Raw genomic sequence first — 26474 nt, 5'->3', positions numbered from 1 at the left:
CGAAGCGACGACGGGTGCTTGATGAGGTAGAGAAACCTGTAACGGGCTCACTCTGTGATGGGCTGCGGTGCCGGACTCTCGTCTACGAACCCGTGATCGGTCGGCCGTGCTGGCCTCTGAGCAAGCCACCCAGATACTCGGGGCCCTCCGTTAACGGCGGAGCCTTCTCGAACGGTCCGGACATGTTCAAAGCCCTGCTGAAGGTAGTAGCGCTGTAGGGCCTGGTTCGTCGTCCACGCGTCGAGGCGGAGCCACTTCGCGCCGGATCGGTAAGCCCGGTCGCTTGCCCAATCCAGCAACCTGCCGCCGAGATCTTGACCCGCGTGGGTCCGGGCAACGGTGAGCTTGTTGATGAACATCGAGGGCTCGCTCAGCTCCTCGGCCGACCACAACCCGTCTTCCGCCTCGGGAGTTAGTGTGATCGTCGCTGGGGTTGCATCGCCGTCGCGGACCATGAACACCGTCCCGGCCTCGATGGTCGCCAGCAGCCGATCCGCCGGGTACGGTCGGCTCCACTGATCGCTGCCTAGCTTGCTGAGCCACGATGCCGCCTCTTGGCGGAACGCGAGCAAGCGGGCAAGGTCATCTGGTGTTGCGGGACTGATCTTCACTGGGGCTCGTTCTCGTTCCGGGCGGACAGGTCGCCGATCTCGTAGGTCATCCGGTTCAGGTCGCCCCGGAAGGTGGTGATCGTGCAACGGATCGGCCGATCACTGGAGTAGCCCGTACGTGTCCAGAGCAACACGGGAACCCCCGCGCCGATCTCCAGGATTCGGGCCTCCTCGGGCGTCGGCATTCGAGTGGCGATCTCGTCGGCGTATCCGATCTGCTCGATACCGAGACTCCCGAGGTACCGGGTCGTTCCCTCGTCGATGTCCCCCGGCTCCGTCAGCCTGGGGGCCCTTTCGATCAGCCATTCTGGGTACTGCGTGGCCTGGGTTGACCACGGCACATCATCAACGAAGCGGTGGCAGAACCGCAGGACGGTCCTCGAACCCTCCTCGACCTTGAGCCGCTTCGCCACGTACTCGTTGGCGGTGGTCAGTTCGACCCGAAAGGTTTGATGGGGTCGCCGACCTGCGTTCGTGACATCGGTGGAGTACGCGTCGCCGTTCTGCGGAAAGCTCAGGTCCTCGAACCGGGAGGCGTTCAGCTCGAACACCTCGTGCTTCCGGACCTCGTATCCAAGCCCTTGGCTGGACGAGATCAGCCCCTGACTGACCAGGAGGTTCAGGCCGGACCGCACGGTGTTCCTGGAGGCGTCGAAACGAGCCGACAGCTCGCTCTCCGAAGGAAGCCGCGCGCCGGGCGCATAGACGCCACTGTCGATCTCGCGACGTAGGGCGTCGGCGACCTGTCGGTACTTCGGCTGCTTGCTCATGCCCTCCATCATGACGCACTCGGTCAACTTGTTGGTACATGTGTGCGCGAATCCCTTGACGGGAGTCGCTGAGCAGTGCAGCATCGAGCTTGTACCAACAAGTTGAGCAAGGGGTCCAACTGGAACCCCAGGCGTAAGCCAGGGGCGGCGCTCCCACCGCCAAGTAGAACCGCCGCCCCCAGTCCCATGAAGGGAAGTTCCATCATGGCTGGAACACTTGAGGTCCTGCACATCGCACGTCCGGTCGAGGATGACGAGCAGTGCTCGGACTGCGTCGGCTCGCTGGTGACCGTGGACAGCGGAGAGCTGTCGGGTCTGCCGGGTGCGCTGGTGCCCTGCATCTGCGTTCCGTCCTTCGGCGGCCGGTGGGAGTGGTGCTCTGAACCGTCCGGCATCCCGTGCGCGTGCTGGATGGCGCGCTGGCCGTTCAACGGCGGTCACACCGGGCTCGTGCCGCTGACCCCGGACGAGTTCGACGACGACGGCCCGCTGTACCGGCCGTGCCCCGTCCACGCGGTGGCGCTCGCCTCGACGGCGGTGGTCGCATGACCGCCCTCGCCGTCGTCCCGCTGACCGGCCATCCCCGGCCTGCCGTGCAGCCCCCGGCCCAGCGTCCCGCCGGTACACCGCTGGCGCAGGTCCGGGCGGCCCGTGGCTGGTCCCAGTTCCAGGTGATCCGGGCGCTGACGCTGCTCGCTGAGCACTGGGGCTGGCCGATCGCCTCCGAGCCCTCGCTGAAGGTGCAGCTCTCCCGCTGGGAGAACGGTGCCAACGGGCCGAACCCGAGCTATCAGGTGCTGCTCTGTGCGGTGCTGCGGGCCACCCCGGAAGAGCTGGGCTTCGGCCGTGCTTCCCGCCCGGCGGCTCCGCTGCCCGGTGAGGACGTGGCCGCGCTCGCCGACCGCGTCCAGGCCCTGGAAACCCTGGTGGTCCAGCTTTCCGCGCGGCTCGGGGCGGTGAGTGCGTGACGGTCTTCCCCGTCGCCCCGGAGGCCGTGGCCGGTGCTGCGGCCTCCCTGGGCACCGACCCCCTGACCCTTGCCGACCTGCTGCGGGTCGCCAACGCGCCCGGCTTCGACCGCTGGCAAGACCAGATCCGCCGGACCGGCGGCTGCTCCAATCCGATTCACCTCGTCGGCCAGACCGTCACCCGCGACGCTCGCACGGGTGACGTCCTGTACTCCTACTCGACCGAGCAGGAACCGGGCGGACGGCTCCGGGTGGCCTGCGGCAACCGGCGGGCCTCTCGCTGCCCGGCCTGCGCCTGGACCTACGCGGGGGACACCTACCACCTGATCCGCGCCGGGATCACCGGCGACGAACGTAAGGACGTGCCCGCGACCGTGCGGGATCACCCGCGTGTCTTCGCCACCCTCACCGCTCCCTCGTTCGGCCCGGTCCACAACCGTCCCGACTCCGGCCAGTGCCGCTGCGGTGCCCGGCACACCGAGGATGACCCGGCCCTCGGCACAGCCCTCGACCCGGCCTCGTACGACTACGCCGGGTCCGTGCTGTGGAACAACCACGCCGGGGACCTGTGGCGCCGCTTCACCATCTACCTGCGCCGCGAGATCGCCGCCCGCGCGGGCATCACGCAGACGGCCATGAAGGAGGTATGCCGGGTCGCCTTCGGCAAGGTCGCCGAGTTCCAAAAGCGCGGCGCCGTGCACTTCCACGCCGTGGTCCGGCTCGACGGCCCGGACGGTCCCGGCACCCCTCCGCCGTCCTGGGCCACCGTCGCCCTCCTGGACGAGTCGATCCGTGCTGCCGCTGCTCGCGTGTCCGTGCCGGTGTCCGCTGCCGGGGACTTCCCCGCCCGCACCTTGCGCTGGGGCTCCCAGGTCGACGTACAAGCCATCGGCGCCCTGGGCCGCGAGGAACTGACCGAACAGGCCGTGGCCTCCTACGTCGCCAAGTACGCCACCAAAGCCGCCGAGACCACCGGCACCGTTGACCGCCGCATCGGGGAGCTGGCCGAACTCGACAAGCTCACCTTGCCCGCCCATACCCGGCGACTGATCGAAGCGTGCTGGGCGCTCGATGACGCCTACCCGGACCGGCTGCTGTGGCGCTGGGCTCACATGCTCGGCTTCCGCGGGCACTTCTCCACCAAATCCCGCCGCTACTCCACCACCCTCGGCGCGCTGCGCCAGGTGAGGGCCGACTACCGCGCCCGGCAGGAACGCCACGAACGCGGGCTCTCCGAAGACCTCGACGACACGGAGGGCTCCACGCTCGTGCTCGCCCACTGGACCTACGCCGGGCAAGGGCACACCCCCGGTGAATCCTGGCTCGCTGCCTCGATCGCCCGGGACCTGCGTCTGAACCGAGAGACAGCGCGCGAAGCGCTCGCTGACCTGCACGACATGGACGACATGGAGGTGTGGGCATGAAGCGCTCACTGCCCGACCGCTACCTGACCCCGATCGACCTGGCCGACCTCCTCGGCGTTCCGGTCGAGACCGTCTACCAGTGGCGCCGCAAGCAGACCGGACCGCGCGGCTTCCGCATAGGCCGGCATCTCCGCTTCGACCCCGAAGACGTCCGCGTCTGGGTCGAGTCCCAGATGGAAGAGGCTGCCTGATGGCCGGACACGTCCAAGACCGCTGGTACAAGGTCGAGACCGGCTCCGATGGCAAGCCCGTCAAGGTCAAGACCGACCGCTTCGGCGTCGGCCTGCGCTACCGCGCCCGGTACGTCGGGCCTGACGGCTCCGAGAAGTCCAAGAGCTTCCCGGACCGCAAGAAGCGCGAGGCTGAGCGGTGGCTGGCCAACATCGAGGCCGACATGTCGCGCGGCCACTACATCGACCCCACGGCCGGAAAGATCACGTTCAGGAAGTACGCCGAAGACTGGTTGGCCTCCCAGACAACCGACCCGGCTACCCGCATCGCGGTCGAGAGTCGGCTACGGCTCCACGCCTTCCCGCACCTGGGCAGTCGGCCACTGGCTTCGTTCCAGCCGTCGCACATCCGCTCTTGGGCTCGGCTTCTCGAGGACACCGGGGCGGCCAGCTCGTACCGGCGGGTGATCTTCGGGAACGTCTCGGCCGTGCTGTCGGCCGCCGTGGATGACGGCTACCTGGCGCGCAACCCGTGCCGTGCTGGCTCGGTCCGACCGCCCAAGCCGTCCCCCGGACGGATCACGCCCTGGACGCCTGATCGCGTCTTCGCGGTCCGGGACGGGATGCCTGATCGTCTCCGGGCCATGGTCGACGTGGGTGCGGGCTGCGGCCTTCGCCAGGGCGAGATCTTCGGGCTTGCCGTGGACGACGTAGACCCGCTGGCCGGTGTGCTGCGCGTCACACAACAGGTGAAGCTGGTGAACGGTCACCTGATCTTCGCGCCGCCCAAGAACAACAAGCTGCGTGACGTACCTCTCCCCGACTCGGTGGCGGCCGTGTTGGCAACGCACATGACCGCCTTCCCGCCGGTGGAGGTCACCTTGCCGTGGCTTCGCTCGGACGGGCCGCCAGTGACCAAGCTCCTGTACTTCAGCACTCAGGAGGGTGGAGCACTCCGCCGGAACGACTTCAACGCCCACGTGTGGAAGCCTGCGCTGGCTTCCGCTGGCATCATCCCGGTGCCCGGCGTCGGCGAGCGGTACAAGGAATCCCGCGAGGATGGCATGCATGCCCTGCGGCACTTCTACGCCTCGGTCCTCCTGGACTCGGGCGAGAGCGTCAAGGCCGTGAGTACCTACCTGGGCCACGGCGACCCCGGGTTCACCCTTCGGACGTACACCCACCTGATGCCGACCAGTGAGACCCGGACCCGGAAGGCCGTGGATGCGGTCTACCGCAAAGCCCGGAGGCGACCCACGGCCCAGTGACGGCCCCCTGAGCGCGAGAGAGCTCCTGCCCAACGGGAAACCGCTGGTCAGGGGCTCTTTCGGATGATCGCGAAACTAGTTCTTCTGGATCTGGTCGAAGCTCAGCTCGACCGGGGTCTCGCGGCCGAAGATCTCGACGAGGCCCTTGACCTTCTTGGAGTCCGGGTTGATCTCGTTGATCGTGGCCTGGAGCGTGGCGAACGGGCCGTCGGTGACGGTGACCGAGTCGCCGACCTCGAAGTCCAGCACCTGGACCTCGACCTTGCGCTGCGGAGCCGGCTTGCCCTCGGCCTCGGCGGCCTCGCGGGCGGCCTTCTCCTCCGCCTCGGGGGCGAGCATCTTGACGATCTCGTCCAGGGACAGCGGGTAGGGGTCGTAGGCGTTGCCGACGAACCCGGTCACACCCGGGGTGTTGCGGACGACGCCCCAGGACTCGTTCGTCAGGTCCATGCGGACGAGAACGTAGCCGGGCAGCTTGTTCTGCCGGACGGTCTTGCGCTCGCCGTTCTTGATCTGGACGATCTCTTCCTCGGGCACCTCGGCCTGGTAGATGAAGTCCTCGACGTTCAGCGAGACGGCACGCTGCTCCAGGTTCGCCTTCACGCGCTTCTCGTAGCCGGCGTAGGTGTGGATGACGTACCACTCGCCGGGCAGCGTGCGCAGTTCCTCGCGGAGCTTGGTGACCGGGTCGACCTCGGCCTCCGGCTCCTCCTCCTCGGCCTCACCCCCGGGCGCCTCGTCCACGGCGTGGACGGCGGCCTCCTCGGCCGGCTCGCCCACGGCGGCCTCGGCAGCCTCGGCCTCGTCGACCTCGTCCGCACCCTCGACGATGTCGAGCTCGTCATCCACGGACTCGGTCGGCTCGATGGCGTCGTTCAGGTTCGGGTCAGACACGGTGGCTGCTTCTTCCTGGATACATAGGGGTGGAACATGCGAAAAGAGGCGCCGGTAACCACGGCGCCCTTCGCTCTTGGCTCAGCCGAAGACGTACTTGGCCGCGTGGTCGAGCCCATAGTCAATCACGGTCACCAGGGCGATCATGATGACGACGAAGACAATCACCACGGTGGTGTACGTCGTCAGCTGGGTCCGGGTGGGCCAGACGACCTTGCGGAGTTCCGCGACGATCTGACGGTAGAAGAGAGCAAGGCGCTTCAGCGGGCCCTTCTTGCCACGCTTGCCACCCTTGCGGGCCTTCTTGGATTCCGTCACCTCGTCCTGGGCATCAGGCGTGTCGAGGGAGCCCACGGCGTCCGTCATTCGTCCTCACCTGATTCCGGGTCGTGGCCGTGCCGCGCCCGGTCGAGCCGCACGGCGGTGCATTGCTGTACGTACATGCGCACACATCCTGGCGAAGGTGTGTGTAGCAGGGCCGGAGGGACTCGAACCCCCAACCGCTGGTTTTGGAGACCAGTGCTCTACCAATTGAGCTACGACCCTTTGTGTTGTGCCCACCAACGTACCGCATACGACCGAGTGCTCGGAGTGCACCAGGTGCGACAGCGGCTGCTGAAGGCCAACGAGGTGAGAGTGTACGTGTTCCGGCGCCGGTCGTCGAACAGAAAGTGGCCGACCGGCCCCGATCGCTGGAAGATCGCCTGGCCGGGGACGGGATCCGGACGGATGTCCGGAGGTTCGACCGGCCTTGTTCACCCTGTGAAACCCGCGTGCCCCGGGCGTTTCCGGTCTGAAACGATGGACGGTATGAGCGCTGCAACCCCTCCCACCGAGCGCCGGGTCTCCGCCCGCATCGGCGCGATCTCCGAGTCCGCCACCCTCGCCGTGGACGCCAAGGCCAAGGCCCTCAAGGCCGCCGGACGTCCCGTGATCGGCTTCGGCGCCGGCGAGCCGGACTTCCCGACCCCGGACTACATCGTCGAGGCCGCTGTCGAGGCCTGCCGGAACCCCAAGTACCACCGCTACACCCCGGCCGGCGGCCTGCCCGAGCTGAAGGCCGCGATCGCCGCGAAGACGCTGCGCGACTCCGGCTGGGAGCCGGACGTCTCGCAGATCCTGGTCACCAACGGCGGCAAGCAGGCCATCTACGAGGCGTTCGCCGCGATCCTCGACCCGGGCGACGAGGTCATCGTGCCGGCGCCGTACTGGACGACGTACCCGGAGTCGATCCGTCTGGCCGGCGGTGTCCCGGTCGACGTCGTCGCGGACGAGACCACCGGCTACCGCGTGACGGTCGAGCAGCTGGAGGCCGCACGCACGGACAAGACCAAGGTCGTCCTCTTCGTGTCCCCGTCCAACCCGACCGGCGCGGTCTACTCCGAGGCCGAGACCGAGGCGATCGGCCGCTGGGCCCTCGAGCACGGCCTGTGGGTGCTGACCGACGAGATCTACGAGCACCTGGTCTACGGCGACGCGGTCTCGGTGTCCCTGCCGGCCCTCCTGCCCGAGTTGCGCGACAAGTGCATCGTCGTCAACGGCGTGGCGAAGACGTACGCCATGACCGGCTGGCGCGTGGGCTGGGTCATCGGCCCCAAGGACGTGGTCAAGGCCGCGACCAACCTTCAGTCGCACGCCACGTCGAACGTCTCGAACGTCGCCCAGGTCGCCGCGCTCGCCGCCGTCTCCGGCGACCTGGAGGCCGTGGCGAAGATGCGCGAGGCCTTCGACCGGCGCCGCAGGACCATCGTGCGGATGCTCAACGAGATCGACGGCGTGCTCTGCCCGGAGCCCGAGGGGGCGTTCTACGCCTATCCCTCGGTGAAGGCGCTGATCGGCAAGGAGATCCGCGGCAAGCGCCCGCAGAACACGGTGGAGCTGGCCGCGCTGATCCTGGAGGAGGCCGAGGTCGCGGTCGTCCCCGGTGAGGCCTTCGGCACGCCGGGCTATCTGCGCCTGTCCTACGCCCTCGGTGACGAGGACCTGGTGGAGGGCGTGAGCCGGATCCAGAAGCTGCTGGCGGAGGCGCGGGACTGAGTTCCGCTTCTCTTCGCGGGCGCGCCAGGCCACTCACACGAGCAGCCTGGCGCGCCCCTTCGTTTGTGCGAGCAAGACCACGAATGGGGAAACGACTACCAGGGCGCGGGGAACGTGCGGCACCATCCAGGAATGGAGCGTGTACGTGATCTCTCTGAGCTGCCGAAAGCCCATCTGCACCTGCACTTCACCGGGTCGATGCGGCCCACCACCCTGCTGGAACTGGCCGACAAGTACGGCGTGCGGCTGCCCGAGGCGCTGACGGAGGCCCTGGTCAGCGGGGAGCCGCCGCGGCTGCGCGCGACGGACGAGCGGGGCTGGTTCCGCTTCCAGCGGCTGTACGACGCGGCGCGCTCCTGCCTGCGGGAACCGGAGGACATCCGGCGGCTGGTGCGGGAGGCCGCCGAGGAGGACGTCAGGGACGGCTCGGGATGGCTGGAGATCCAGGTCGACCCGACCTCGTACGCACCGCGCCTGGGCGGACTGCTCCCGGCGCTGGAGATCATCCTGGACGCGGTGGAGACGGCGTCGCGCGAGACGGGCCTCGGGATGCGGGTCCTGGTCGCCGCGAACCGGATGAAGCACCCCCTGGACGCCCGCACGCTGGCCCGCCTCGCGGTGCGCTACCGGGACCGCGGCGTGGTCGGCTTCGGTCTGTCGAACGACGAACGCCGGGGCATGGCACGGGACTTCGACCGGGCGTTCGCGATCGCACGGGACGGCGGCCTGTTCGCGGCCCCGCACGGCGGCGAGCTGACCGGCCCTGCCTCGGTCCGCGACTGCCTGGACGACCTCCAGGCCCACCGGGTGGGCCACGGGGTGCGCGCGGCCGAGGACCCGCGGCTGCTGAGCCGTCTGGCCGACCGGGGCGTGACCTGCGAGGTGTGCCCCGCGTCGAACGTGGCCCTCGGCGTGTACGACAAGCCCGAGGACGTCCCCCTGCGCCGGCTGTACGAGGCGGGCGTCCCGATGGCCCTGGGCGCCGACGACCCGCTGCTCTTCGGCTCCCGCCTGGCCGCGCAGTACGACATCGCCCGCCGCCACCACTCCTTCACGGACGCCGAACTGGCGGAACTGGCCCGCCAGTCGATCCGCGCGTCGGCGGCCCCCGAGGACGTGCGCGCGAAGCTGCTGTCGGGCGTGGACGACTGGCTGGCGGGCTGACGGCGGCGGGCCGGCGGGCGGAGGGCGCGCCGGTCAGGAACGGGACATGGCACCGATCACCATGGGCAGCGTCTCCTTGTCGAAGATGCCGCCGGCCAGGGACCCGCCGACGGTCCTGCCGTCGACCTTCATGGTGGGCGTGCCGGTCACTCCCGACGTGTCGAAGGCCCTCTCGGAGGCGGTCACGAAGTCGCGGTGCTTCATGTCCTTGACCGCGGCGTCGAACTCCTCGCCGCGCAGGCCCTGGACCTTGGAGGCCATGTCCAGCAGGAAGGCGTCGGTGTAGCCGTCGGCCTCCTCCTCGGGCTGGTGCGCGAAGAGCACCTCGTGGTACTCGACGAACCTGCCCGCGTCCAGGGCGGCCCGCAGCGCGTTGGCGGCCTTCTTCGAGCCCTCGCCGCCGAGCCGGTCGTCGAGGAACGACGCCAGCGTGTACTCGGCCCGGACCTCGCCGGACAGGATCAGCTCGCGCAGACCCTCGCCGCCGCCCCCGGTCTCGAACTCCGCGCAGACCGGGCAGCGCGGGTCCTCGTACAGGTGGACGACGGTCTTCGCGCGGGGGGATCCCACACGGACGGTGGTGCCGTCCGGTGCGAGCGTCTCGTCGATCTCCCCCACGCGGGTGTACGGCGCCGCCGCGTCCGGCTCCCCGCCTCCGGTCGGTGCGGCGCCCTCGCCGCATCCCGTGGCGAGCACGCCCACCAGGACGGCGGCGGCCACGACCGCCGCGGCACGTCGGCCGCGTCGCTCCCCCATGGTCTTCCCCTCCCCTTCCCTTCTGTCCTGCGGCTACAGGCTCACGCCTTCTGTCCTGCGGCTACAGGCTCACGGTGTCCTGCGGCTACAGGCTCACGCCGACCGTCACCGGCTCGTTGACCAGGGTGATGCCGAAGGCCTCGCGGACCCCGGCCACCACCTCGCGGGCCAGTGCCAGCAGGTCCTCCGTGGTCGCGCCGCCGCGGTTGGTGAGGGCGAGGGTGTGCTTGGTGGAGATGCGGGCCGGTCCGGTGCCGTAGCCCTTGGTGAAGCCCGCCTTGTCGATCAGCCACGCCGCGGAGGTCTTGGTGTGCCCCTGCCCCGCCGGATAGGCGGGGGGCTCGACGCCATCGCCGAGCCGCTCCCGCACGCGCGCGCGGAACGTGGCGAAGCCGGCGTCCGTGAGGATCGGGTTGGTGAAGAAGGAGCCGGCGGACCAGGTGTCGTGGTCCTCGGGGTCCAGCACCATGCCCTTCCCGGCCCGCAGCTTCAGCACGGTCTCGCGGGCGGTGGCGAGCGGCACCCGGTCGCCCGCCTCCACGCCCAGGGCGCGGGCGGTCTCGGCGTATTTGACCGGCGCCGACAGCCCGTCAGCGTCCTCCAGCCGGAAGCGGACGCGCAGGACGACGTACCGCTCGGGGTCGGCCTTGAAGCGGCTGTGCCGGTAGGAGAACGCGCACTCCTCGTTGGCCAGGGTCACCGTGCGGCCCGCCCGACGGTCGTAGGCGACGACCTCCGTGATCGTCGAGGACACCTCCTGGCCGTACGCCCCGACGTTCTGGATCGGGGTGGCGCCCGCGGAGCCGGGGATGCCGGACAGGCACTCGATGCCCGCGAGTCCGGCCTCGACGGTGCGCGCGACCGCGTCCGTCCACACCTCACCGGCGGCCAGTTCCAGCGTCGTACCGCTGAGTTCGAAGCCGCGGGTGGCGATGCGCAGCGCGGTGCCGTCGAAGCCCTTGTCGCCGATGACCAGGTTGGACCCGCCACCGATGACCAGCAGCGGCGTGCCGTGGGCGTCGGCCTCGCGGACGGCGTCGACCACCTCGGCGTCGGTGGTCGCGGTGATCAGCCGGGTCGCGGGGCCACCCAGCCGGAAGGTGGTCAGCGGGGCGAGGGGCGCGTCGTGGAGTTCCTGCACGCGCCCAAGACTACGAGACCCGGCTGACGGCCCCGCACCTCGGCAAGTGCGGGACCGCGGTGGCCGTCAGGCCAGGCGTACGACGGCCCGGGACATCCCGAGGACCTTCTGCCCGTTGCTCATGGCTGTCAGGTCGACCCGCACGGTGTTGTCGTCGAGCTTGGCCGCGACCTTGCCGGAGACCTCGATCACGGCCCCCTCGTCATCGTTCGGGACGACGACGGGCTTGGTGAAGCGGACGCCGTACTCGACGACGGCGCCGGGGTCGCCCGTCCAGTCGGTGACCACGCGGATCGCCTCGGCCATGGTGAACATGCCGTGCGCGATCACGTCCGGAAGCCCGACCTCCTTGGCGAACTTCTCGTTCCAGTGGATGGGGTTGAAGTCCCCGGAGGCGCCCGCGTACTGCACGAGGGTGGCCCGGCTCACGGGGAAGGTCTGCGCCGGCAGTTCGGTGCCGACCTCGACGTCGTCGTAGGCGATCTTCGCCGTCATCGGTTTCCTCACGCCTCCTCGGCCGCGCGGGCCACGAGCTTGGTCCAGGCGGTCACGACGTGCTCGCCCACCTCGTCGTGCACCTCGCCGCGGATGTCCAGGACGTCGTTGCCGGCCAGGGACTTGATCGACTCGATGGTGGAGGTGACGGTGAGCCGGTCGCCGGCGCGCACGGGCCGGGTGTAGGCGAACTTCTGGTCGCCGTGCACCACGCGGCTGTAGTCCAGGCCGAGCTGCGGGTCCTGGACGACCTGTCCGGCGGCCTTGAAGGTGATCGCGAAGACGAAGGTCGGCGGGGCGATCACATCGGGGTGGCCGAGCTCCTTGGCGGCTTCCGGGTCCGTGTACGCCGGGTTGGCGTCGCCCACCGCCTCCGCGAACTCACGGATCTTCTCCCGGCCCACCTCGTAGGGGTCGGTGGGCGGGTAGGACCGCCCCACGAAGGACTGGTCGAGCGCCATGGCTCGGCACCTCCTGGTGTCGCTGGGGTTTTACGTCGCCCGAGGGCGGGCCCGGCTGTCACCGGGCTCCCGCTGGGCTTTCGCACATGAAACAACATGAGGCCGCCCCCGTGGTGCGGGGGCGGCCTCATGTCGGATTCTGATCAGCGCGTCTCGCGGTGCGCGGTGTGCGCGTTGCAACGCGGGCAGTGCTTCTTCATCTCGAGCCGGTCGGGGTTGTTCCGCCGGTTCTTCTTGGTGATGTAGTTCCGCTCCTTGCACTCCACGCAGGCCAGCGTGATCTTCGGGCGGACGTCGGTGGCAGCCACGTGAGTGCTCCTTGACGAACGGGTAGGCTATTTCAACGCAAGAAAGAGTAGCCGATCGAAGGACCGACCCCGCAATCGGCTACTGTGAGTAGCGGTGACCGGACTTGAACCGGTGACACAGCGATTATGAGCCGCTTGCTCTACCGACTGAGCTACACCGCTGCGATGCGATCGGGCCCCGCCTTACGGCGGGTACCTCTCACACCAGAGCCCCAAAACGGAATCGAACCGTTGACCTTCTCCTTACCATGGAGACGCTCTGCCGACTGAGCTATTGGGGCGAGCGAGGAAGACATTACACGCTCTGCGGCCGTTCACCCAAATCCGTTTCCCGGCACCGCTCCGGTCCGGCGGCCACACCGGTACGACTATTGCGCTCCTCCTTCGTCCGGCCCGGCGGCCACCCTAGGCTCGACTCACTCTGCGTGATCTTGCGTGGCCCGCGCGGCCTCGCGGTCCGTGTCCCGAACCCCAGTCGCCTTTCGTACCTGGAGTGCGATGCCCCCCGGACAGCCGCCGCCCCCCTCGTCCTCCTCGCCGGGCCCGTCCGGACGGACGGGCCCGGAAGGGCTGCTGCTGTGCGGGGCCCGGCTGACCGACGGGCGGACCGTGGACGTACGGCTGGCCGGTGAGCGCATCGAGGCGGTCGGCACCGCCGGCAGTCTCGGCGCGGGCGGCCCGGGGGGCGGCGCGCCGCGCGTCGACCTCAGCGGCTATCTGCTCCTGCCGGCACCGGCCGAGCCCCACGCCCACGCCGACACGGCCCTGACCGCCGACAGCGGCGGACCGGTGTCGTACGAGCCGGAGGACGTCCAGCGCCGCACCACCGAGGCCGCGCTGCTGCAACTGGGTCACGGCGCGACGACCGTGCGCGCACACGTACGCGTGGGCGACGTCCAGGGGCTCGGCGTCCTGACAGCGGTCCTGCGGGCCCGGCGGTCGTTGCGTGGGCTCACCGAACTGACGACGGTGGCGGTGCCGCGCGTGCTGACCGGGGCGGCCGGCGCGGACGGCCTGGCGATGCTGCGGGACTCGGTGAAGATGGGCGCGTGCGTCGTGGGCGGCTGCCCGGACGTGGACCCCGACCCGACGGGCTACGTCGAGGCGGTCCTCGATGTCGCCTCCGAGCACGGCTGTCCCGTCGACCTGCACACCGACGGCGCCGACCCGGCCCGACTGGCGCGCATCGCGGCGATGGCGGGCGGGCTGCGCCCGGGAGTCACGCTGGGCCCGTGCGGCGGCCTGGCCCAACTGCCCGCCGGTGCGGCCGAGCGGGCCGCGGACCAGCTGGCCGCGGCCGGGGTGAGGGTGGTGTGCCTGCCCCAGGGCGGCTGCGGTGGCGCCGAGGGGCACGGGACGCCGCCGGTGCGGCTGCTGCGGGCGGCCGGTGTCCGGGTGGCCGCGGGCAGCGGCGCCCTGCGGGACGTGTCGAACCCGGTGGGACGCGGCGACCCGCTGGAGGCCGCGTACCTGCTGGCCTCGCGGCACGGGCTGCGCCCCGAGGAGGCCTACGACGCGGTGAGCGCGTCCGCCCGCGCGGTGCTCGGCCTGCCCGAGGTGCGGGTGGAGGCGGGTTTCCCCGCCGAACTGCTCGCGGTGCGCGGCGACCGGCTCGCGGGGGCGCTGTCGCTCGCGTACAGCCGGATCGTGGTGCACCGGGGGCGCGTGGTGGCACGCACCAGCGCGGTACGGGAGTTCTGCGACTCCGCCGTCACGGTGGAGCTGGGGCTGCCTCGGCAGGGGCGGGGGGAGTTGTCCTGACCGTCCGTGCGGCAGGGCGGCGGCAGCGCCGCCGGGAGCACCGTCGGGGGCGGGGGCGACCCGGCGGAGCGCGCCCCGGGGCATGGCCGAAGTCGTGCGGCAGATACGGCCGTCCGGGCGTACGGTCGGAAGCATGCGCATTGTCATCGCTGGTGGTCATGGTCAGATCGCGCTGCGGCTGGAGCGGCTGCTCGCCGCGCGCGGGGACGAGGTGGCGGGCATCATCCGCCGTGCCGAGCAGAGCGAGGACCTGAGGGAGGCCGGCGCCGAACCGGTGGTGCTCGACCTGGAGTCGGCGTCGGTCGAGGAGGTCGCGCAGCTGCTCCGGGGCGCCGACGCGGCGGTGTTCGCGGCGGGCGCGGGTCCGGGCAGCGGCGCGGCGCGCAAGGACACGGTGGACAAGGGCGCGGCGGTGCTGTTCGCGGACGCGGCGGTGCGCGCGGGCGTGCGCCGCCACCTGGTGGTGTCCTCGATGGGCGCGGACGCGGCGCACAAGGGCGACGAGGTCTTCGACGTCTACCTGCGCGCCAAGGGCGAGGCGGACGACCACGTCCGCCGTCAGGAGGCCCTGGACTGGACGATCCTGCGCCCCGGCTCGCTGACGAACGACGCCGGCACCGGCCAGGTGCGCCTGGAGGCCCATACCGGCCGCGGCATGATCCCGCGCGACGACGTGGCCGCCGTACTGGCCGAACTGGTGGAGACCCCGGCCACGGCGGGCCTGACCCTGGAACTCGTCAGCGGCTCGGCACCGGTGTCGGTGGCGGTGAAGTCGGTGGCGGGCAACTGAGCACGTCCGGGCGCCTTCCGGCACCGGCAAAAGCTCAGAACAAGGGCAGCTGTCCGGGACACTCCGGAACGGCATAGCCGTCCAATGACGGCTGCGCGGCGCCGAGTTGCGCCATCCGGCGCGAACCGGCACAGGAGGTCAGTCCGCCGCTCGCCCGCGTACCGGGCGGATCGTGCCGCGCGAACCGCCCGGCGACCACGGCGATCTCCCGACGGCACACGGGGCAGAGTCTGCGACGCGAGGACATGGCCCCAGTGTGCACGGCACCACCGACACCGGCCCCCGCGCCCACAAACAAAACCCCCCCCTGGTCCACGTTCCCGCAGATCAGAGGGGGTCTTCCCAGTGTGGCGGCGCCAGGATTCGAACCTGGGAAGGCTGAGCCGGCAGATTTACAGTCTGCTCCCTTTGGCCGCTCGGGCACACCGCCTTGGGATGCCGCCGGTCGAACCGCTTTTCGGCGGTGCTCTCCGGCAACGACGTAAACAATACCCGATGCCGAGGGGTACTCCGCCACCCCATTGATCGGCGGCCGTCACGGCCTGGGATGGCTAGGCTGGTGCGGATGCGACCCGCGACCCGCAGGCCGGGATCGGCGGCCTCCCCCACACCCGCCGGCACGCATCCGATACGCACCCCGATACAAGGAGCCACAGGACATGGCCGACTCCAGTTTCGACATCGTCTCGAAGGTCGAGCGGCAGGAGGTCGACAACGCCCTCAACCAGACCGCCAAGGAGATCTCGCAGCGCTACGACTTCAAGGGCGTGGGTGCCTCGATCTCGTGGTCCGGTGAAAAGATCCTCCTGGAGGCGAACTCCGAGGACCGGGTGAAGGCAGTCCTCGACGTCTTCCAGTCCAAGTTGATCAAGCGCGGCATCTCGCTGAAGGCCCTGGACGCGGGCGAGCCGCAGCTGTCCGGCAAGGAGTACAAGCTCTTCGCGTCGATCAAGGAGGGCATCTCCCAGGAGAACGCGAAGAAGGTCGCCAAGCTCATCCGCGACGAGGGGCCCAAGGGCGTGAAGGCCCAGGTCCAGGGTGAGGAGCTGCGCGTCAGCTCCAAGAGCCGCGACGACCTCCAGACCGTGATCGCGCTGCTGAAGGGCCAGGACTTCGACTTCGCGCTCCAGTTCGTGAACTACCGGTAGGACAGAACAAAGGGTGGGCACCTGGCCGGTGCCCACCCTTTTTCGCCTGCCGGCCGCGGCTCGGCCCGGCCCGGTGCTCAGTCACGCGAGTTGCCGAAGAAGATGCGGTACGCGATCAGCAGCACGAGCGAGCCGCCGATCGCGGCGGCCCAGGTGGCGCCGTCGTACAGTTGCCGGCTGATCGGGTGGTGCAGCCAGCGGGCGGAGATCCAGCCGCCGAGGAACGCTCCGGCGACGCCGATGAGGGTCGTGACGATGAAGCCGCCCGGGTCGCGCCCCGGCAGCAGGAGCTTCGCGATGGCGCCGGCCAGGAGCCCCAGGATGATCCAGCTGATGATGCCCATGCTCTGAACCTGCCCTTCCGCGCCGAGCCTGCACTGTCCCGGTGCTTCGCGTCCGGTTCGGACAGGCTGTGCTGCTGCGCTCGCAGGCCGCGCGTCGTTCTGTCGTGCTTGTCACGTGTTGTGATCGTGCTTACCACACGCGTGTTCGTTCCGCGCCAGGAGCGCGTCGTGGAAGAGGACGCCCTGACTGCGTCCCGCGGTTGCACCGTTCAGTCGCGGTTGCGCCGGTCAGTAGGGTTCGGACCATGACTCGGTCCGCTGCCCCGTCCTCGTCCGAGCTGCGGCGCACCCTCGGGGTCGGGGACGCCGTGGTCATCGGGCTCGGCTCGATGATCGGGGCCGGGATCTTCGCCGCCCTGGGGCCCGCGGCGCGCGCGGCAGGCTCCGGGCTGCTCCTCGGGTTCGCCGTCGCCGCCGTGGTGGCCTACTGCAACGCCACCTCCTCGGCACGGCTGGCCGCCCGGTATCCGGCCTCCGGCGGCACGTACGTGTACGGGCGTGAACGGCTCGGCATGTTCTGGGGCCATCTGGCGGGCTGGGCGTTCGTCGTCGGCAAGACGGCCTCCTGTGCGGCGATGGCGCTCACCGTGGGCGCGTACGTCTGGCCGGGACAGGCGCACGCGGTGGCGGTCGCGGCCGTGGTGGCGCTGATCGCGGTGAACTACGGCGGCGTCCAGAAGTCCGCCTGGCTGACGCGTGTGATCGTGGCGGTCGTACTGGCGGTCCTGGCCGCGGTGGTCGTGGTGTGTCCGGGCTCCGGCGCCTCCGCCGCCGACCGGGCGGCCATCGGCGGTTCCGTCGGCGCCGGCGGTGTGCTTCAGGCGGCCGGGCTGCTGTTCTTCGCCTTCGCCGGGTACGCGCGGATCGCGACCCTCGGCGAGGAGGTACGGGACCCGGCGCGCACCATTCCGCGCGCGATCCCGCTCGCCCTGGGCATCACCCTGGCCGTGTACGTGTGCGTGGCGGTGGCCGCGCTCTCCGTGCTGGGGCCGGACGGGCTGGGCCGCGCCGGGGCACCGCTGGCCGACGCGGTGCGGGCGGCCGGGGTGCCGGGACTGGTCCCGGTGGTGCGGGCCGGGGCCGCCGTGGCCGCGCTGGGGTCGCTGCTCGCCCTGGTCCTGGGCGTCTCGCGGACCACGCTGGCCATGGCCCGGGACCGGCATCTGCCCGGTGTGCTGGCCGCCGTGCACCCGCGCTTCCAGGTGCCGCACCGGGCGGAGCTGGCCGTGGGCGCCGTGATCGCGGTGCTGGCCGCGACGGTCGACGTCCGGGGCGCGATCGGTTTCTCCTCCTTCGGCGTCCTGGCGTACTACGCGGTCGCCAACGCCTCCGCCTGGACCCTGGATCCCGCTCCCGCCCGGCGCGCGGTGCCGGCGCTGGGCCTCGTGGGGTGCGTGACGCTGGCGTTCGCCCTGCCGTGGGTCTCGGTGGCCGTGGGCAGCGGGGTACTGGCGGCGGGCATGGCCTCGTACGGCGTACGGCGGCGGTGGGCGGCGCGGTAGGCGTGCGGCGCCGGCGCCCCCGCGGGATCGTCTCCGAACGTTCCCGATCACGCTACAAGGGAGCCGCGGCCCACCCCTGATCCCCTGATCGCGCCGATACTTGAGTCAGCAGGCAGTGCCGTCGGAGCGACCTTGGAGGATGCCGATCATGAGGGTGATCAACCTGCTGCTCAACATCGTGTGGCTGGTCTTCTGCGGCATCTGGATGGCGATCGGCTACCTGATCGCCGCGCTGATCTGCTTCGTCCTGATCATCACCATCCCGTTCGGCGTCGCGTCGCTGCGCCTCGCGGGATTCGTCCTGTGGCCGTTCGGCCGCAACGCCGTGGAGCGTCCGGGGGCCGGGGCGGGGTCCTTCATCGGCAACGTGATCTGGTTGGTCTTCGCGGGCTGGTGGCTGGCGCTGGGACACCTGATCACCAGCATCCCGCTGTTCCTGTCGATCATCGGTATCCCCTTCGGGTGGGCCAACCTGAAGCTCATCCCGGCCTCGCTCATGCCCCTCGGGCGTGAGGTGGTGCGGACGGACGACGGATTCGCCGGGCGCTGAGCGCCCCGCCCGACGGGTGAGGCCGGGCATAGCCGCCGGACCGGCCGGCTCTCCCCGGCCGGGCTTCGCTTCGTCCCTGGTCGTCTCAGAGCCGGCGGCCGGCCATCTGCTCGAGTCGGGCGATGCGCTCCGCCATCGGCGGGTGTGTGGAGAACATCTTCGACAACCCCTGACCGGGGCGGAACGGGTTCGCGATCATCATGTGACTCGCGGTCTCGATACGCGGCTCGGGGGGCAGCGGCAGTTGCTGGGTGCCCATCTCCAGTTTGCGCAGGGCACTGGCGAGGGCGAGCGGGTCGCCGGTGAGCCGGGCGCCGGACGCGTCCGCCTCGTACTCCCTGGAACGGCTGATGGCCAGTTGGATGAGGGAGGCGGCGAGCGGGCCGAGGATCATGATCAGGAGCATGCCGAACAGGCCGGGGCCCTCGTCGTCGTCGGAGCGGCCGATCGGGATCAGCCAGGCGAAGTTCACCAGGAACATGATCACGGAGGCCAGGGCGCCGGCGACGGAGGAGATGAGGATGTCGCGGTTGTAGACGTGGCTGAGCTCGTGGCCGATGACGCCGCGCAGCTCGCGCTCGTCCAGGATGCGCAGAATGCCTTCCGTGCAGCACACGGCGGCGTTGCGGGGGTTGCGGCCGGTCGCGAAGGCGTTGGGTGCCTCGGTCGGGGAGATGTACAGGCGGGGCATGGGCTGGCGGGCCTGGGTGGAGAGGTCGCGGACCATGCGGTACAGGGCCGGGGCCTCGAACTCGCTGACCGGGCGGGCCCGCATGGCGCGCAGCGCCAGCTTGTCGCTGTTCCAGTACGCGTACGCGTTGGTGCCGAGGGCGACGAGGACCGCGACGATGAGGCCCGTGCGGCCGAAGAAACTGCCGATAAGGATGATGAGTGCGGACAGTCCCCCGAGGAGGACTGCGGTCCTGAGCCCGTTGTGCCGGCGGTGCACGGTACGCCCTCCAAGTGGTGCGGCAGGGGAACCCTTCGCTTGCTGCGCTTCGACTCCACCGGTGCCGTGTGGTGTCACGTCCAGTGGACCCTTCCGAATTGGTCAACGCCAGGCGGGGGCCACGGGTTCCCTGGTGCGCGCGACGGCGCGCGGGCCGTCCGGGTGAGTCGGACGCCGGGCGGCACGCGCGCGTCAGGGCCGTTCCCCAAGCGCGCGTGGCGAGGCCGGGGTGCTCAGAACAGGCCGGTGCCGGCGAAGCGGAGCACCAGCTGGGGGGCGCCGGAGAGGGCTGCGCCGAGGACAGCCGTCAGGGCGAGGGCGGCGGTGAGGGGGGCCGGGACACGGTGCCGGACGGGTTCGCCCTCGGGGGCGCGGAACAGCAGGGCCGTCCACTGGAGGTAGTAGAACAACGCGATGACGACGTTGACGGCCATGACGACGGCGAGCCAGCCGAGTCCGGCGTCGACGGCCGCGGAGAACACGGTGACCTTGGCGAACAGTCCGATGACGCCCGGGGGAAGGCCGGCCAGGCAGAGCAGGAAGAAGGCCAGCACCAGGGCGGTCAGCGGGTTCGCGGCGTACAGGCCGCGGTAGTCGCTGATGCGGTTGCGTTCCTTGGTACGGCCCACGACCGCGGCCACGGCGAAGGCACCGATGTTCACGGCGGCGTACATGAGCGCGTAGGCGACCGTGGAGCCGATCGACTTCTGCGGGTCCCTGGAGTAGCCGGCGGCGGCGATCGGCACCAGGAGGTAGCCGGCCTGGCCGACGGAGGACCAGGCGAGCAGGCGTACCGCGCTGTACGCGCGCGTGGCCTGCTGACGCAGGGCGCCGACGTTGCCGACGGTCATGGTGAGCGCGGCGAGCACGGCCGTCGCCGGACCCCAGGCGCCGGAGTACGACGGGAAGGCGACGACGGTGACGAGGATCAGTCCGGTGAAGCCGACGGCCTTGCCGACGACCGACAGATAGGCGGCGATCGGCAGGGGGGCACCCACGTAGGTGTCGGGCACCCAGAAGTGGAAGGGAACGGCGGCCGTCTTGAAGGCGAAGCCGACGAGGGTGAGGACGACGCCTGTCTGGGCGAGCGTGTGGAGCTGGCCGTCGACGTGCTGGACGAGTTCGGCGATCCGGGTGAGGTAGAGGGTGCCGGTGGTGGCGTAGACGAAGCTGACGCCCAGCAGGCTGACGGCGGTGGCGGTGACCGAGGACAGGAAGAATTTCAGGGCCGCGTCGGAGGACCTGCGGTCGCCGTGCCGGAGGCCGACGAGGGCGAAGGCGGGCAGGGAGGCGACCTCCAGGGCGACGACGAGGGTAGCCAGGTCGCGTGCGGCGGGCAGAAGCGCGGCGCCCGCGGCGGAGGCCAGCAGCAGGAACCAGAACTCCCCTTCGGGCAGTGCCCTGCGCGCGTCCTTCAGGCCGGTGACCGACAGCAGGGCGGTCAGGAGGGCGCCGCCGAGGACGAGGAACTGGATGACGAGGGTGAAGCGGTCGGCGGTGTAGCTGCAGACGTCGGGGTGGCCGGTCTGGCAGAAGGTGGCCCGGTCGCCGTCGAGGAGGGGCAGGAGCAGCAGCGCGGCGGCGGCGAGCCCGGCGACGGAGAACCAGCCGAGGAGGGGCTTGCGCGCCCCCGGCACGAAGAGGTCGGCGACGAGGACCACGAGGGCGACCACCGCGGTGAGGGTGGGCGGCGCGACGGCGAGCCAGTCGACGGACTGGACCACCGAATCGGCCGCCGTCTGGGCCAGGGCGCTCATCGGGTGCCTCCTGCGAGGAGCTGCTGCACGGCCGGGTCGGTGAGTCCGAGCAGGGCCTTCGGCCAGAGTCCGGCGAGGACGGTGAGGGCGACGAGCGGGGTCCAGGCCGCGAACTCGTAGCCCCGGACGTCGGCGAGCTGTGGCGCCTGCCGCGGTACGGCACCCATGCAGACGCGGCGGACCACGACGAGCATGTACGCGGCGGTCAGCAGGGTGCCGAAGACGCCGATCGCCATGAAGGTGAGGAAGGCGGGCCGGCTGAGGCCGGCGGCGGGCTGGAACGAGCCGAACAGGGCGAGCATCTCGCCCCAGAACCCGGCGAGGCCCGGCAGGCCGAGCGAGGCGACGGCGCCGAAGGCGAGCAGTGCGCCGAGGCGCGGGGCCTTTCCGTACAGCGCGGCACCGGACTGGAATCGGTTCGGCGCGGCGGAGCCGCTCGTTGAGGGGTGGCGGTCGGGCGACGGGAGGGCCAGTGCGTCGAGGTCGGTGGTGCCGGTGCGGTCCTTTAGCGCGCCGACGAGGAAGAACAGCAGGCCGGTGATGAGGCCGTGGGCGATGTTGGCGAACAGGGCGCCGTTCACGCCGGTGGGGGTCATGGTGGCGATGCCGAGCAGGACGAAGCCCATGTGGCCGACCGAGGAGTAGGCGATGAGCCGCTTGAGGTCGCCCTTCGCGCCCTGCCGGGCGAGGGCGAGGCAGGCCAGGGATCCGTAGATGATCCCGACGACGGCGAGGGCTGCGAGGTAGGGCGCGAAGGTCCGGAGGCCGTCGGGAGCGATCGGCAGCAGGATGCGGACGAAGCCGTACGTTCCCATCTTCAGCAGGACACCGGCCAGCAGCACCGAGCCGACGGTCGGGGCGGCGGTGTGCGCGTCCGGCAGCCAGCTGTGCAGCGGCCACATCGGCGTCTTGACCGCGAGTCCGAGACCGATCGCCAGAACGGCGACGACCTGCACGGACGCGGTCAGTGACCGGCCGTTGTCAGTGGCGAGTGCCACCATGTCGAAGGTGCCGGCCTTGAGTCCGATCAGGAGCAGGCCGAGCAGCATGACGACCGAGCCGAGCAGGGTGTAGAGGATGAACCGCCAGGCGGCGGCCTGACGGCCCTCGCCGCCCCAGCGGGCGATGAGGAAGTACATCGGGATGAGGACCATCTCGAACGCAAGGAAGAACAGCACCAGATCGAGGACGGCGAAGGTCGCGAGGGTGCCGGACTCGAGGAGCAGCAGCAGCGCGACGAACGCCTTCGGGGTGGGGCCCGTGGGCGGCTTGAAGTAGGAGTACAGCGCGCAGAGGAAGGTCAGCAGCGCGGTCAGCACGACGAGGGGGAGGGAAATGCCGTCGACGCCGAGGTGGATGCGCACGTGGAGTGCGGGGATCCAGCCGATGTCGGTCGTGGCCTGCATCTTCGACGGGTGGGCGCGGTCGAAGCCGAGCGCGAGGACGATCGCGGCGGCGAGGATCGCGCCGGTGACGGTCACGCCGTGCCGGAGCACGGCCTGCTCGGGTGACTTCCCCTTCAGTCCGGGCGGCGCGGGCAGGAGGGCGGCGAGCGCCCCGAGGAGCGGACCGGCGACGAGGAATGCCAGGAGGAACTGCATCACGGACTCGTTGATATCGATCACGCCTGCTCACGCTCCCGTGGCCAGAAGGACGGCGGCGACCGCCAGGACGACGGTGCCGGCGAGCAGCGCGCTCACATAGGTCTGCACATTGCCGGTCTGGGCGCGCCGTACCGCAGCGCCTAGCAGGCGGGGTGCGGCTCCGGCGCCGCGTACGTAGGTCTCGACGACCTCCCGGTCGAGGAACCGGACGAGGCTCGCTCCGGCCAGCACCGGGCGGACGAAGAGGGCCGCGTACACGGCGTCGAGGTGGAAGCCGACAGCCGCGTGCCGGTGCAGCGGGCCGAGCAGCAGCCGTCCCGGGTCGGCGGGGTCGGGCGCGTAGGCGATGCCTCCGTACGCGGGCTTGTGCGCGGCGATGGCCTCGGCCTCGACGAGCCCGGCGTCACCCTCGGGGTGGGCGGCGACGGCGCCGAGGGGGACGCGGGCGGCGAGCGCGGTGGTGTGCTGTCGGGCGCCGTAGATGGCGATGCCGCCGACCAGGGCCACACCCGTGCCGAGGACGGAGGTGGTGAGCGTGGGCGTCAGGTCGCGGCCGTCGAACCACGCGGGCAGGACGCGGAAGGCGAGGCCGCCGAAGGCGACGGACGGGAGGGCGAGCACCCAGAGTACGGCGTTCATGACGAGAGGCTGCCTGCCGTGGTCGGGGGCCTCGGCGCCCCGGCCGCGGAAGGCCAGCAGCCACAGGCGCATGGCGTAGGCGCCGGTGAGCAGGGCCGTCAGGAGGCCGGCCACGAGGACGGTCCAGCCCGCCGCCGCGGGGGCGTGGCCGGTGTTGCCGGTGGCGACGTGTTCGGCGGCGCCGAGGACGGACTCCTTGGAGAAGAAACCGCTGAAGGGAGGGATCGCGGCGAGCGCGAGGAGCGCCACGGTCATCGTCCAGTAGGCGTCCGGCACGCGGGCCCGCAGGTTGCTCATGCGGGACATGGCTGCCAGCGAGTTGGTGCCGGCGGCGTGGATGATCACGCCGGCCGCGAGGAACAGCAGCGCCTTGAAGGCGCCGTGCGACAGGAGGTGGAAGACGGCCGCGCCGCGGTCGCCGACGGCGAGCGCGCCGGTCATGTAGCCGAGCTGGCCGATCGTGGAGTAGGCGAGGACGCGTTTGATGTCGTCCTGGGCGAGCGCGGCGAGCGCCGAGCCGGCCATCGTCACGGCGGCCATGACGGCGAGGACGACCATCGCGGCCGAGGAGGCCTGGAACACCGGGAGGAGCCGGGCGACGAAGTAGACACCGGCGGCGACCATCGTCGCGGCGTGGATCAGCGCGGAGACGGGCGTCGGGCCCGCCATGGCGTCGGGGAGCCAGGTGTGCAGCGGGAACTGCGCCGACTTGCCCGCCACACCGGCGAGCAGCAGCAGGGCGATCACGGTCGGGTGGTGCAGTCCGCCGCTCGCGACGGTGCCGAGGACCTGGGTGATCCGGAAGGACCCCGCGTCGGTGCCGAGCGCGAACAGGCCGATCAGGAACGGCACGTCGCCGAGCTTGGTGACCAGGAAGGCCTTGATGGATGCGGCGCGGGCCTCGGGGGTCTCCCAGTAGTGGCCGACCAGGAAGTAGGAGCAGATGCCCATGACCTCCCAGCCCACCAGCAGCACGATCAGGTCGCCCGAGTAGACGACGAGCAGCATCGCGGAGGTGAACAGGGAGACGAGCGCGGCGTACGAGGGGTAGCGGGGGTCGTCGCGCAGGTAGCCCATGGAGTAGATCTGCACGCAGGTGGCGACGACACCGACCAGGACGGCGACGAGCGCGGCGAAGCCGTCGATGTGCAGGGCGAGTTCGATGGGCACCGAGCCGGTGGGGGTGAGCTCGGTGGCGGCGTCGACGGCCTGGCCGCCGCCCTGGTCCGCGGCGACCAGTACGGCCAGGACCAGGGAGGCGAGGGTCGGCAGGACGGCGAGCGGGCGGGCGAAGCCGGGCGCGGTGCGGCCGAGCAGCAGGCCGGCCACGGCGCCGAGGAACGGAAGGAGCGGAACGAGGACGGCGAGGGTGGTCGTGGTCACGCGGTGGCCTCAGCCTTCTCAGCGGCCTCTGCGGTCGCGGCGGCGCTGTGGGGGCCGTCGTCGGAGTCGTCGGGGCTCTCGGCGGAGTCGCGGAGCCGGTCGATGTCCGAGGTGCCGCGGTTGCGGTGGACGGCGAGGACGATCGCCAGGCCGATGCCGATCTCGGCGGCGGCGATGGCGATGGTGAACAGGGTCAGGGCCTGGCCGGAGTGCAGGGTCTCGATCGCGGCCCTGCTGAGCCAGACGTCGAAGGCGACCAGGTTGAGGTTGACGGCGTTGAGCATGAGCTCGACGGACATCAGGACCAGGATCGCGTTGCGGCGGGCGAGGACGCCGTACAGGCCGGTGCAGAACAGGAGGGCGGAGAGCACGGCGGGATAGGCGAGGTGCATCAGCGGACACCTTCCTTCGCGCCCGGGTCGCCGTGGGTCCCCGGGGCCTGGGTGGCGGCAGGGGCCGGAGTGACCGCAGGGGCCTGGGCGGCGGCAGCGGACGCCTTAGCCCTGCGGGACAGGACGATCGCGCCGACCAGCGCTGCCAGGAGCAGTACGGAGAGGGCCTCGAAGGGCAGGACCCAGTTCTGGAAGAGGCTCTCGCCGGTGACCTTCGTCGATCCGGCGGCGGCGCCGTCCAGGTCGATCCAGGTGGTGCGGAAGGCGTCGACGACCACCCAGACCAGGGCACCCGCGGCGGCGACGGCCACGGTCAGGGCGGCCCAGCGGTTGCCGGAGTCGGCGTCCGGGGAGCGGCCGATGGGCGCCTTGGTGAGCATCAGGCCGAACAGGAGGAGGACGACGACGGAACCCACGTAGATGAGGACCTGCACCCAGGCGATGAACTCGGCGGTGAGCAGCAGGTACTCCACGGCGAGGCCGCCGAGGGTCACCACCAGCCACAGGGCGGCGTGCACGAGCTGCCGGGTGGTGACGGTGACGAGGGCGGCACCGAAGGTGCCCAGGCCGACGAGGAGGAAGGCGACCTCGACGCCGGTCGGGGAGAGGAAGCCGTGGCTTGCGGCGGCGATGCTCATGTGTCCCCCTCCCGCGGTTCGGCCTGGGCGGCCGCCAGCTTCTCGGCGGTCTTGCGGGCGGCGGCGATCTCCTTGGGTTCCTCCGCGCCGGGGTCGAGGGCGGGCGGCGCGGGCACGGTCCACATCCACTCGCGCAGCTTGTCGCGCTCGTGGGTGAGGTCGCGGATGTCGGTCTCGGCGTACTCGAACTCCGGGGACCAGAACAGGGCGTCGAAAGGACAGACCTCGATGCAGATACCGCAGTACATGCACAGGGAGAAGTCGATGGCGAAGCGGTCGAGGACATTGCGGCTGCGGTCGCGTCCGCCGGGGGTCGCCGCTGGGACCGTCTCCTTGTGGGAGTCGATGTAGATGCACCAGTCCGGGCACTCGCGGGCGCACAGCATGCAGACGGTGCAGTTCTCCTCGAACAGGCCGATGACGCCTCGGGTGCGGGGCGGCAGGTGGGGCTGGGCGTCCGGGTACTGCTCGGTGACGGTCTTCTTCGTCATCGTGCGGAGTGTGACGGCCAGGCCCTTGGCCAGGCCGCTGCCGGGGATGGGGGCCATGG

Annotated in this window: 30 protein-coding genes and 4 tRNA genes; 12 read left to right on the top strand and 22 right to left on the bottom strand. The window is 70.8% G+C overall.

Annotation, left to right across the window (positions count from 1 at the left end; genetic code table 11):
- Positions 1-47: 47 nt before the first annotated feature.
- Together ACFY4A_RS19795 and ACFY4A_RS19790 are read right to left on the bottom strand one after the other, a co-directional pair.
- On the bottom strand, positions 48-611 hold the full coding sequence (locus ACFY4A_RS19795) for a GNAT family N-acetyltransferase (protein ID WP_390830682.1): 564 nt from the start codon (positions 609-611) through the stop codon (positions 48-50).
- Positions 608-1381, bottom strand: a complete 774-nt coding sequence (locus ACFY4A_RS19790; protein WP_141359413.1) for a GntR family transcriptional regulator — start codon at positions 1379-1381, stop codon at positions 608-610. The genes ACFY4A_RS19795 and ACFY4A_RS19790 overlap by 4 nt, the downstream gene beginning before the upstream one ends.
- Positions 1382-1585: 204 nt before the next feature.
- Between ACFY4A_RS19790 and ACFY4A_RS19785 the strand changes: the two genes are divergently transcribed.
- The 5 genes from ACFY4A_RS19785 to ACFY4A_RS19765 are packed head-to-tail and all read left to right on the top strand — an operon-like array spanning position 1586 to position 5211.
- The gene (locus ACFY4A_RS19785; RefSeq protein ID WP_390830681.1) at positions 1586-1930 is read left to right on the top strand and encodes a hypothetical protein; all 345 of its coding nucleotides are present in this window, start codon (positions 1586-1588) and stop codon (positions 1928-1930) included.
- Entirely contained in the window at positions 1927-2349 is a 423-nt protein-coding gene (locus tag ACFY4A_RS19780) for an XRE family transcriptional regulator (protein ID WP_390830680.1), read from the top strand. Before ACFY4A_RS19785 ends, ACFY4A_RS19780 begins: the two co-directional genes overlap by 4 nt.
- Before the next feature lie 26 nt (positions 2350-2375).
- Positions 2376-3773: a replication initiator protein RepSA gene (repSA, locus tag ACFY4A_RS19775; RefSeq protein WP_390830712.1), complete on the top strand. Its 1398-nt coding sequence runs from the start codon at positions 2376-2378 to the stop codon at positions 3771-3773.
- On the top strand, positions 3770-3964 hold the full coding sequence (locus tag ACFY4A_RS19770) for a helix-turn-helix transcriptional regulator (protein WP_390830679.1): 195 nt from the start codon (positions 3770-3772) through the stop codon (positions 3962-3964). The genes repSA and ACFY4A_RS19770 overlap by 4 nt, the downstream gene beginning before the upstream one ends.
- A complete protein-coding gene (locus ACFY4A_RS19765) occupies positions 3964-5211 on the top strand; it encodes a tyrosine-type recombinase/integrase (RefSeq protein WP_390830678.1) in 1248 nt (415 codons plus the stop codon). The genes ACFY4A_RS19770 and ACFY4A_RS19765 overlap by 1 nt, the downstream gene beginning before the upstream one ends.
- A gap of 75 nt (positions 5212-5286) precedes the next feature.
- Here the strand turns inward: ACFY4A_RS19765 and nusG are convergent, their stop codons facing one another.
- The 3 genes from nusG to ACFY4A_RS19750 all read right to left on the bottom strand — a co-directional run bounded on the left by nusG (position 5287) and on the right by ACFY4A_RS19750 (position 6651).
- Positions 5287-6105 carry a transcription termination/antitermination protein NusG gene (gene nusG, locus ACFY4A_RS19760; RefSeq protein WP_390830677.1) on the bottom strand — a complete coding sequence of 273 codons (819 nt, stop codon included), beginning with the start codon at positions 6103-6105 and terminating at the stop codon, positions 5287-5289.
- A gap of 81 nt (positions 6106-6186) precedes the next feature.
- Positions 6187-6471 carry a preprotein translocase subunit SecE gene (gene secE / locus ACFY4A_RS19755; RefSeq protein WP_390830676.1) on the bottom strand — a complete coding sequence of 95 codons (285 nt, stop codon included), beginning with the start codon at positions 6469-6471 and terminating at the stop codon, positions 6187-6189.
- 107 nt (positions 6472-6578) lie between these two features.
- Positions 6579-6651, bottom strand: a tRNA-Trp gene (locus ACFY4A_RS19750).
- A 264-nt stretch (positions 6652-6915) separates the two neighbouring features.
- Between ACFY4A_RS19750 and ACFY4A_RS19745 the strand changes: the two genes are divergently transcribed.
- Both ACFY4A_RS19745 and ACFY4A_RS19740 read left to right on the top strand, forming a co-directional pair.
- Positions 6916-8142 (top strand): pyridoxal phosphate-dependent aminotransferase, encoded by a 1227-nt coding sequence (locus tag ACFY4A_RS19745; RefSeq protein WP_390830675.1) that lies wholly within the window; start codon positions 6916-6918, stop codon positions 8140-8142.
- A gap of 132 nt (positions 8143-8274) precedes the next feature.
- The gene (locus ACFY4A_RS19740) at positions 8275-9306 is read left to right on the top strand and encodes an adenosine deaminase (RefSeq protein ID WP_390830674.1); all 1032 of its coding nucleotides are present in this window, start codon (positions 8275-8277) and stop codon (positions 9304-9306) included.
- A 33-nt stretch (positions 9307-9339) separates the two neighbouring features.
- On the opposite strand, the gene ACFY4A_RS19735 is transcribed toward ACFY4A_RS19740, so the two are convergent.
- From ACFY4A_RS19735 to ACFY4A_RS19705, 7 genes are all read right to left on the bottom strand, one after another.
- The gene (locus ACFY4A_RS19735; RefSeq protein ID WP_390830672.1) at positions 9340-10062 is read right to left on the bottom strand and encodes a DsbA family protein; all 723 of its coding nucleotides are present in this window, start codon (positions 10060-10062) and stop codon (positions 9340-9342) included.
- 85 nt (positions 10063-10147) lie between these two features.
- Positions 10148-11203, bottom strand: coding sequence for a UDP-N-acetylmuramate dehydrogenase (locus ACFY4A_RS19730; protein WP_390830671.1), 1056 nt, complete (start codon positions 11201-11203; stop codon positions 10148-10150).
- A 66-nt stretch (positions 11204-11269) separates the two neighbouring features.
- Positions 11270-11698 (bottom strand): MaoC family dehydratase, encoded by a 429-nt coding sequence (locus ACFY4A_RS19725; RefSeq protein ID WP_390830711.1) that lies wholly within the window; start codon positions 11696-11698, stop codon positions 11270-11272.
- 8 nt (positions 11699-11706) lie between these two features.
- Entirely contained in the window at positions 11707-12159 is a 453-nt protein-coding gene (locus ACFY4A_RS19720; RefSeq protein ID WP_361427345.1) for a MaoC family dehydratase N-terminal domain-containing protein, read from the bottom strand.
- 143 nt (positions 12160-12302) lie between these two features.
- Positions 12303-12467: a 50S ribosomal protein L33 gene (rpmG, locus tag ACFY4A_RS19715; protein WP_003948671.1), complete on the bottom strand. Its 165-nt coding sequence runs from the start codon at positions 12465-12467 to the stop codon at positions 12303-12305.
- An 89-nt stretch (positions 12468-12556) separates the two neighbouring features.
- Positions 12557-12629 (bottom strand) — tRNA-Met (locus ACFY4A_RS19710).
- Between the two features lie 46 nt (positions 12630-12675).
- Positions 12676-12748, bottom strand: a tRNA-Thr gene (locus ACFY4A_RS19705).
- 217 nt (positions 12749-12965) lie between these two features.
- Between ACFY4A_RS19705 and ACFY4A_RS19700 the strand changes: the two genes are divergently transcribed.
- Together ACFY4A_RS19700 and ACFY4A_RS19695 are read left to right on the top strand one after the other, a co-directional pair.
- Complete coding sequence (locus ACFY4A_RS19700; protein WP_390830670.1) at positions 12966-14228, top strand: amidohydrolase family protein; 1263 nt, start codon at positions 12966-12968, stop codon at positions 14226-14228.
- 133 nt (positions 14229-14361) lie between these two features.
- On the top strand, positions 14362-15018 hold the full coding sequence (locus ACFY4A_RS19695; RefSeq protein ID WP_390830669.1) for an SDR family oxidoreductase: 657 nt from the start codon (positions 14362-14364) through the stop codon (positions 15016-15018).
- Positions 15019-15052: 34 nt separating this feature from the next.
- Here the strand turns inward: ACFY4A_RS19695 and ACFY4A_RS19690 are convergent, their stop codons facing one another.
- Both ACFY4A_RS19690 and ACFY4A_RS19685 read right to left on the bottom strand, forming a co-directional pair.
- Positions 15053-15265 (bottom strand): hypothetical protein, encoded by a 213-nt coding sequence (locus ACFY4A_RS19690; protein WP_390830668.1) that lies wholly within the window; start codon positions 15263-15265, stop codon positions 15053-15055.
- Between the two features lie 101 nt (positions 15266-15366).
- A tRNA-Tyr gene (locus ACFY4A_RS19685) sits at positions 15367-15448 on the bottom strand.
- Positions 15449-15677: 229 nt separating this feature from the next.
- Between ACFY4A_RS19685 and ACFY4A_RS19680 the strand changes: the two genes are divergently transcribed.
- Entirely contained in the window at positions 15678-16166 is a 489-nt protein-coding gene (locus ACFY4A_RS19680) for a YajQ family cyclic di-GMP-binding protein (protein WP_225078022.1), read from the top strand.
- A gap of 77 nt (positions 16167-16243) precedes the next feature.
- On the opposite strand, the gene ACFY4A_RS19675 is transcribed toward ACFY4A_RS19680, so the two are convergent.
- Positions 16244-16510: a GlsB/YeaQ/YmgE family stress response membrane protein gene (locus ACFY4A_RS19675; protein ID WP_141359418.1), complete on the bottom strand. Its 267-nt coding sequence runs from the start codon at positions 16508-16510 to the stop codon at positions 16244-16246.
- A gap of 245 nt (positions 16511-16755) precedes the next feature.
- Between ACFY4A_RS19675 and ACFY4A_RS19670 the strand changes: the two genes are divergently transcribed.
- On the top strand, positions 16756-18012 hold the full coding sequence (locus tag ACFY4A_RS19670; protein WP_390830667.1) for an APC family permease: 1257 nt from the start codon (positions 16756-16758) through the stop codon (positions 18010-18012).
- Between the two features lie 148 nt (positions 18013-18160).
- On the top strand, positions 18161-18562 hold the full coding sequence (locus ACFY4A_RS19665; RefSeq protein ID WP_390830666.1) for a YccF domain-containing protein: 402 nt from the start codon (positions 18161-18163) through the stop codon (positions 18560-18562).
- Positions 18563-18647: 85 nt separating this feature from the next.
- On the opposite strand, the gene htpX is transcribed toward ACFY4A_RS19665, so the two are convergent.
- The 7 genes from htpX to ACFY4A_RS19630 form a co-directional block, all read right to left on the bottom strand.
- Entirely contained in the window at positions 18648-19511 is an 864-nt protein-coding gene (gene htpX, locus ACFY4A_RS19660) for a zinc metalloprotease HtpX (RefSeq protein WP_390830665.1), read from the bottom strand.
- A 233-nt stretch (positions 19512-19744) separates the two neighbouring features.
- On the bottom strand, positions 19745-21268 hold the full coding sequence (locus tag ACFY4A_RS19655; RefSeq protein WP_390830664.1) for an NADH-quinone oxidoreductase subunit N: 1524 nt from the start codon (positions 21266-21268) through the stop codon (positions 19745-19747).
- A complete protein-coding gene (locus ACFY4A_RS19650) occupies positions 21265-22893 on the bottom strand; it encodes a NuoM family protein (protein WP_390830663.1) in 1629 nt (542 codons plus the stop codon). The genes ACFY4A_RS19655 and ACFY4A_RS19650 overlap by 4 nt, the downstream gene beginning before the upstream one ends.
- 6 nt (positions 22894-22899) lie before the next feature.
- A complete protein-coding gene (locus ACFY4A_RS19645) occupies positions 22900-24894 on the bottom strand; it encodes an NADH-quinone oxidoreductase subunit L (RefSeq protein ID WP_390830662.1) in 1995 nt (664 codons plus the stop codon).
- Complete coding sequence (gene nuoK, locus ACFY4A_RS19640; protein ID WP_390830661.1) at positions 24891-25286, bottom strand: NADH-quinone oxidoreductase subunit NuoK; 396 nt, start codon at positions 25284-25286, stop codon at positions 24891-24893. The genes ACFY4A_RS19645 and nuoK overlap by 4 nt, the downstream gene beginning before the upstream one ends.
- Entirely contained in the window at positions 25286-25924 is a 639-nt protein-coding gene (locus ACFY4A_RS19635; RefSeq protein ID WP_390830660.1) for an NADH-quinone oxidoreductase subunit J, read from the bottom strand. The genes nuoK and ACFY4A_RS19635 overlap by 1 nt, the downstream gene beginning before the upstream one ends.
- Positions 25921-26472, bottom strand: a complete 552-nt coding sequence (locus ACFY4A_RS19630) for a NuoI/complex I 23 kDa subunit family protein (protein WP_390830659.1) — start codon at positions 26470-26472, stop codon at positions 25921-25923. The genes ACFY4A_RS19635 and ACFY4A_RS19630 overlap by 4 nt, the downstream gene beginning before the upstream one ends.
- Positions 26473-26474 lie beyond the last annotated feature (2 nt).

This window comes from Streptomyces sp. NPDC001292 (assembly GCF_042896465.1).
Classification (GTDB): Bacteria; Actinomycetota; Actinomycetes; order Streptomycetales; family Streptomycetaceae; genus Streptomyces.
This window is presented reverse-complemented; position numbering and strand designations above follow the sequence as displayed.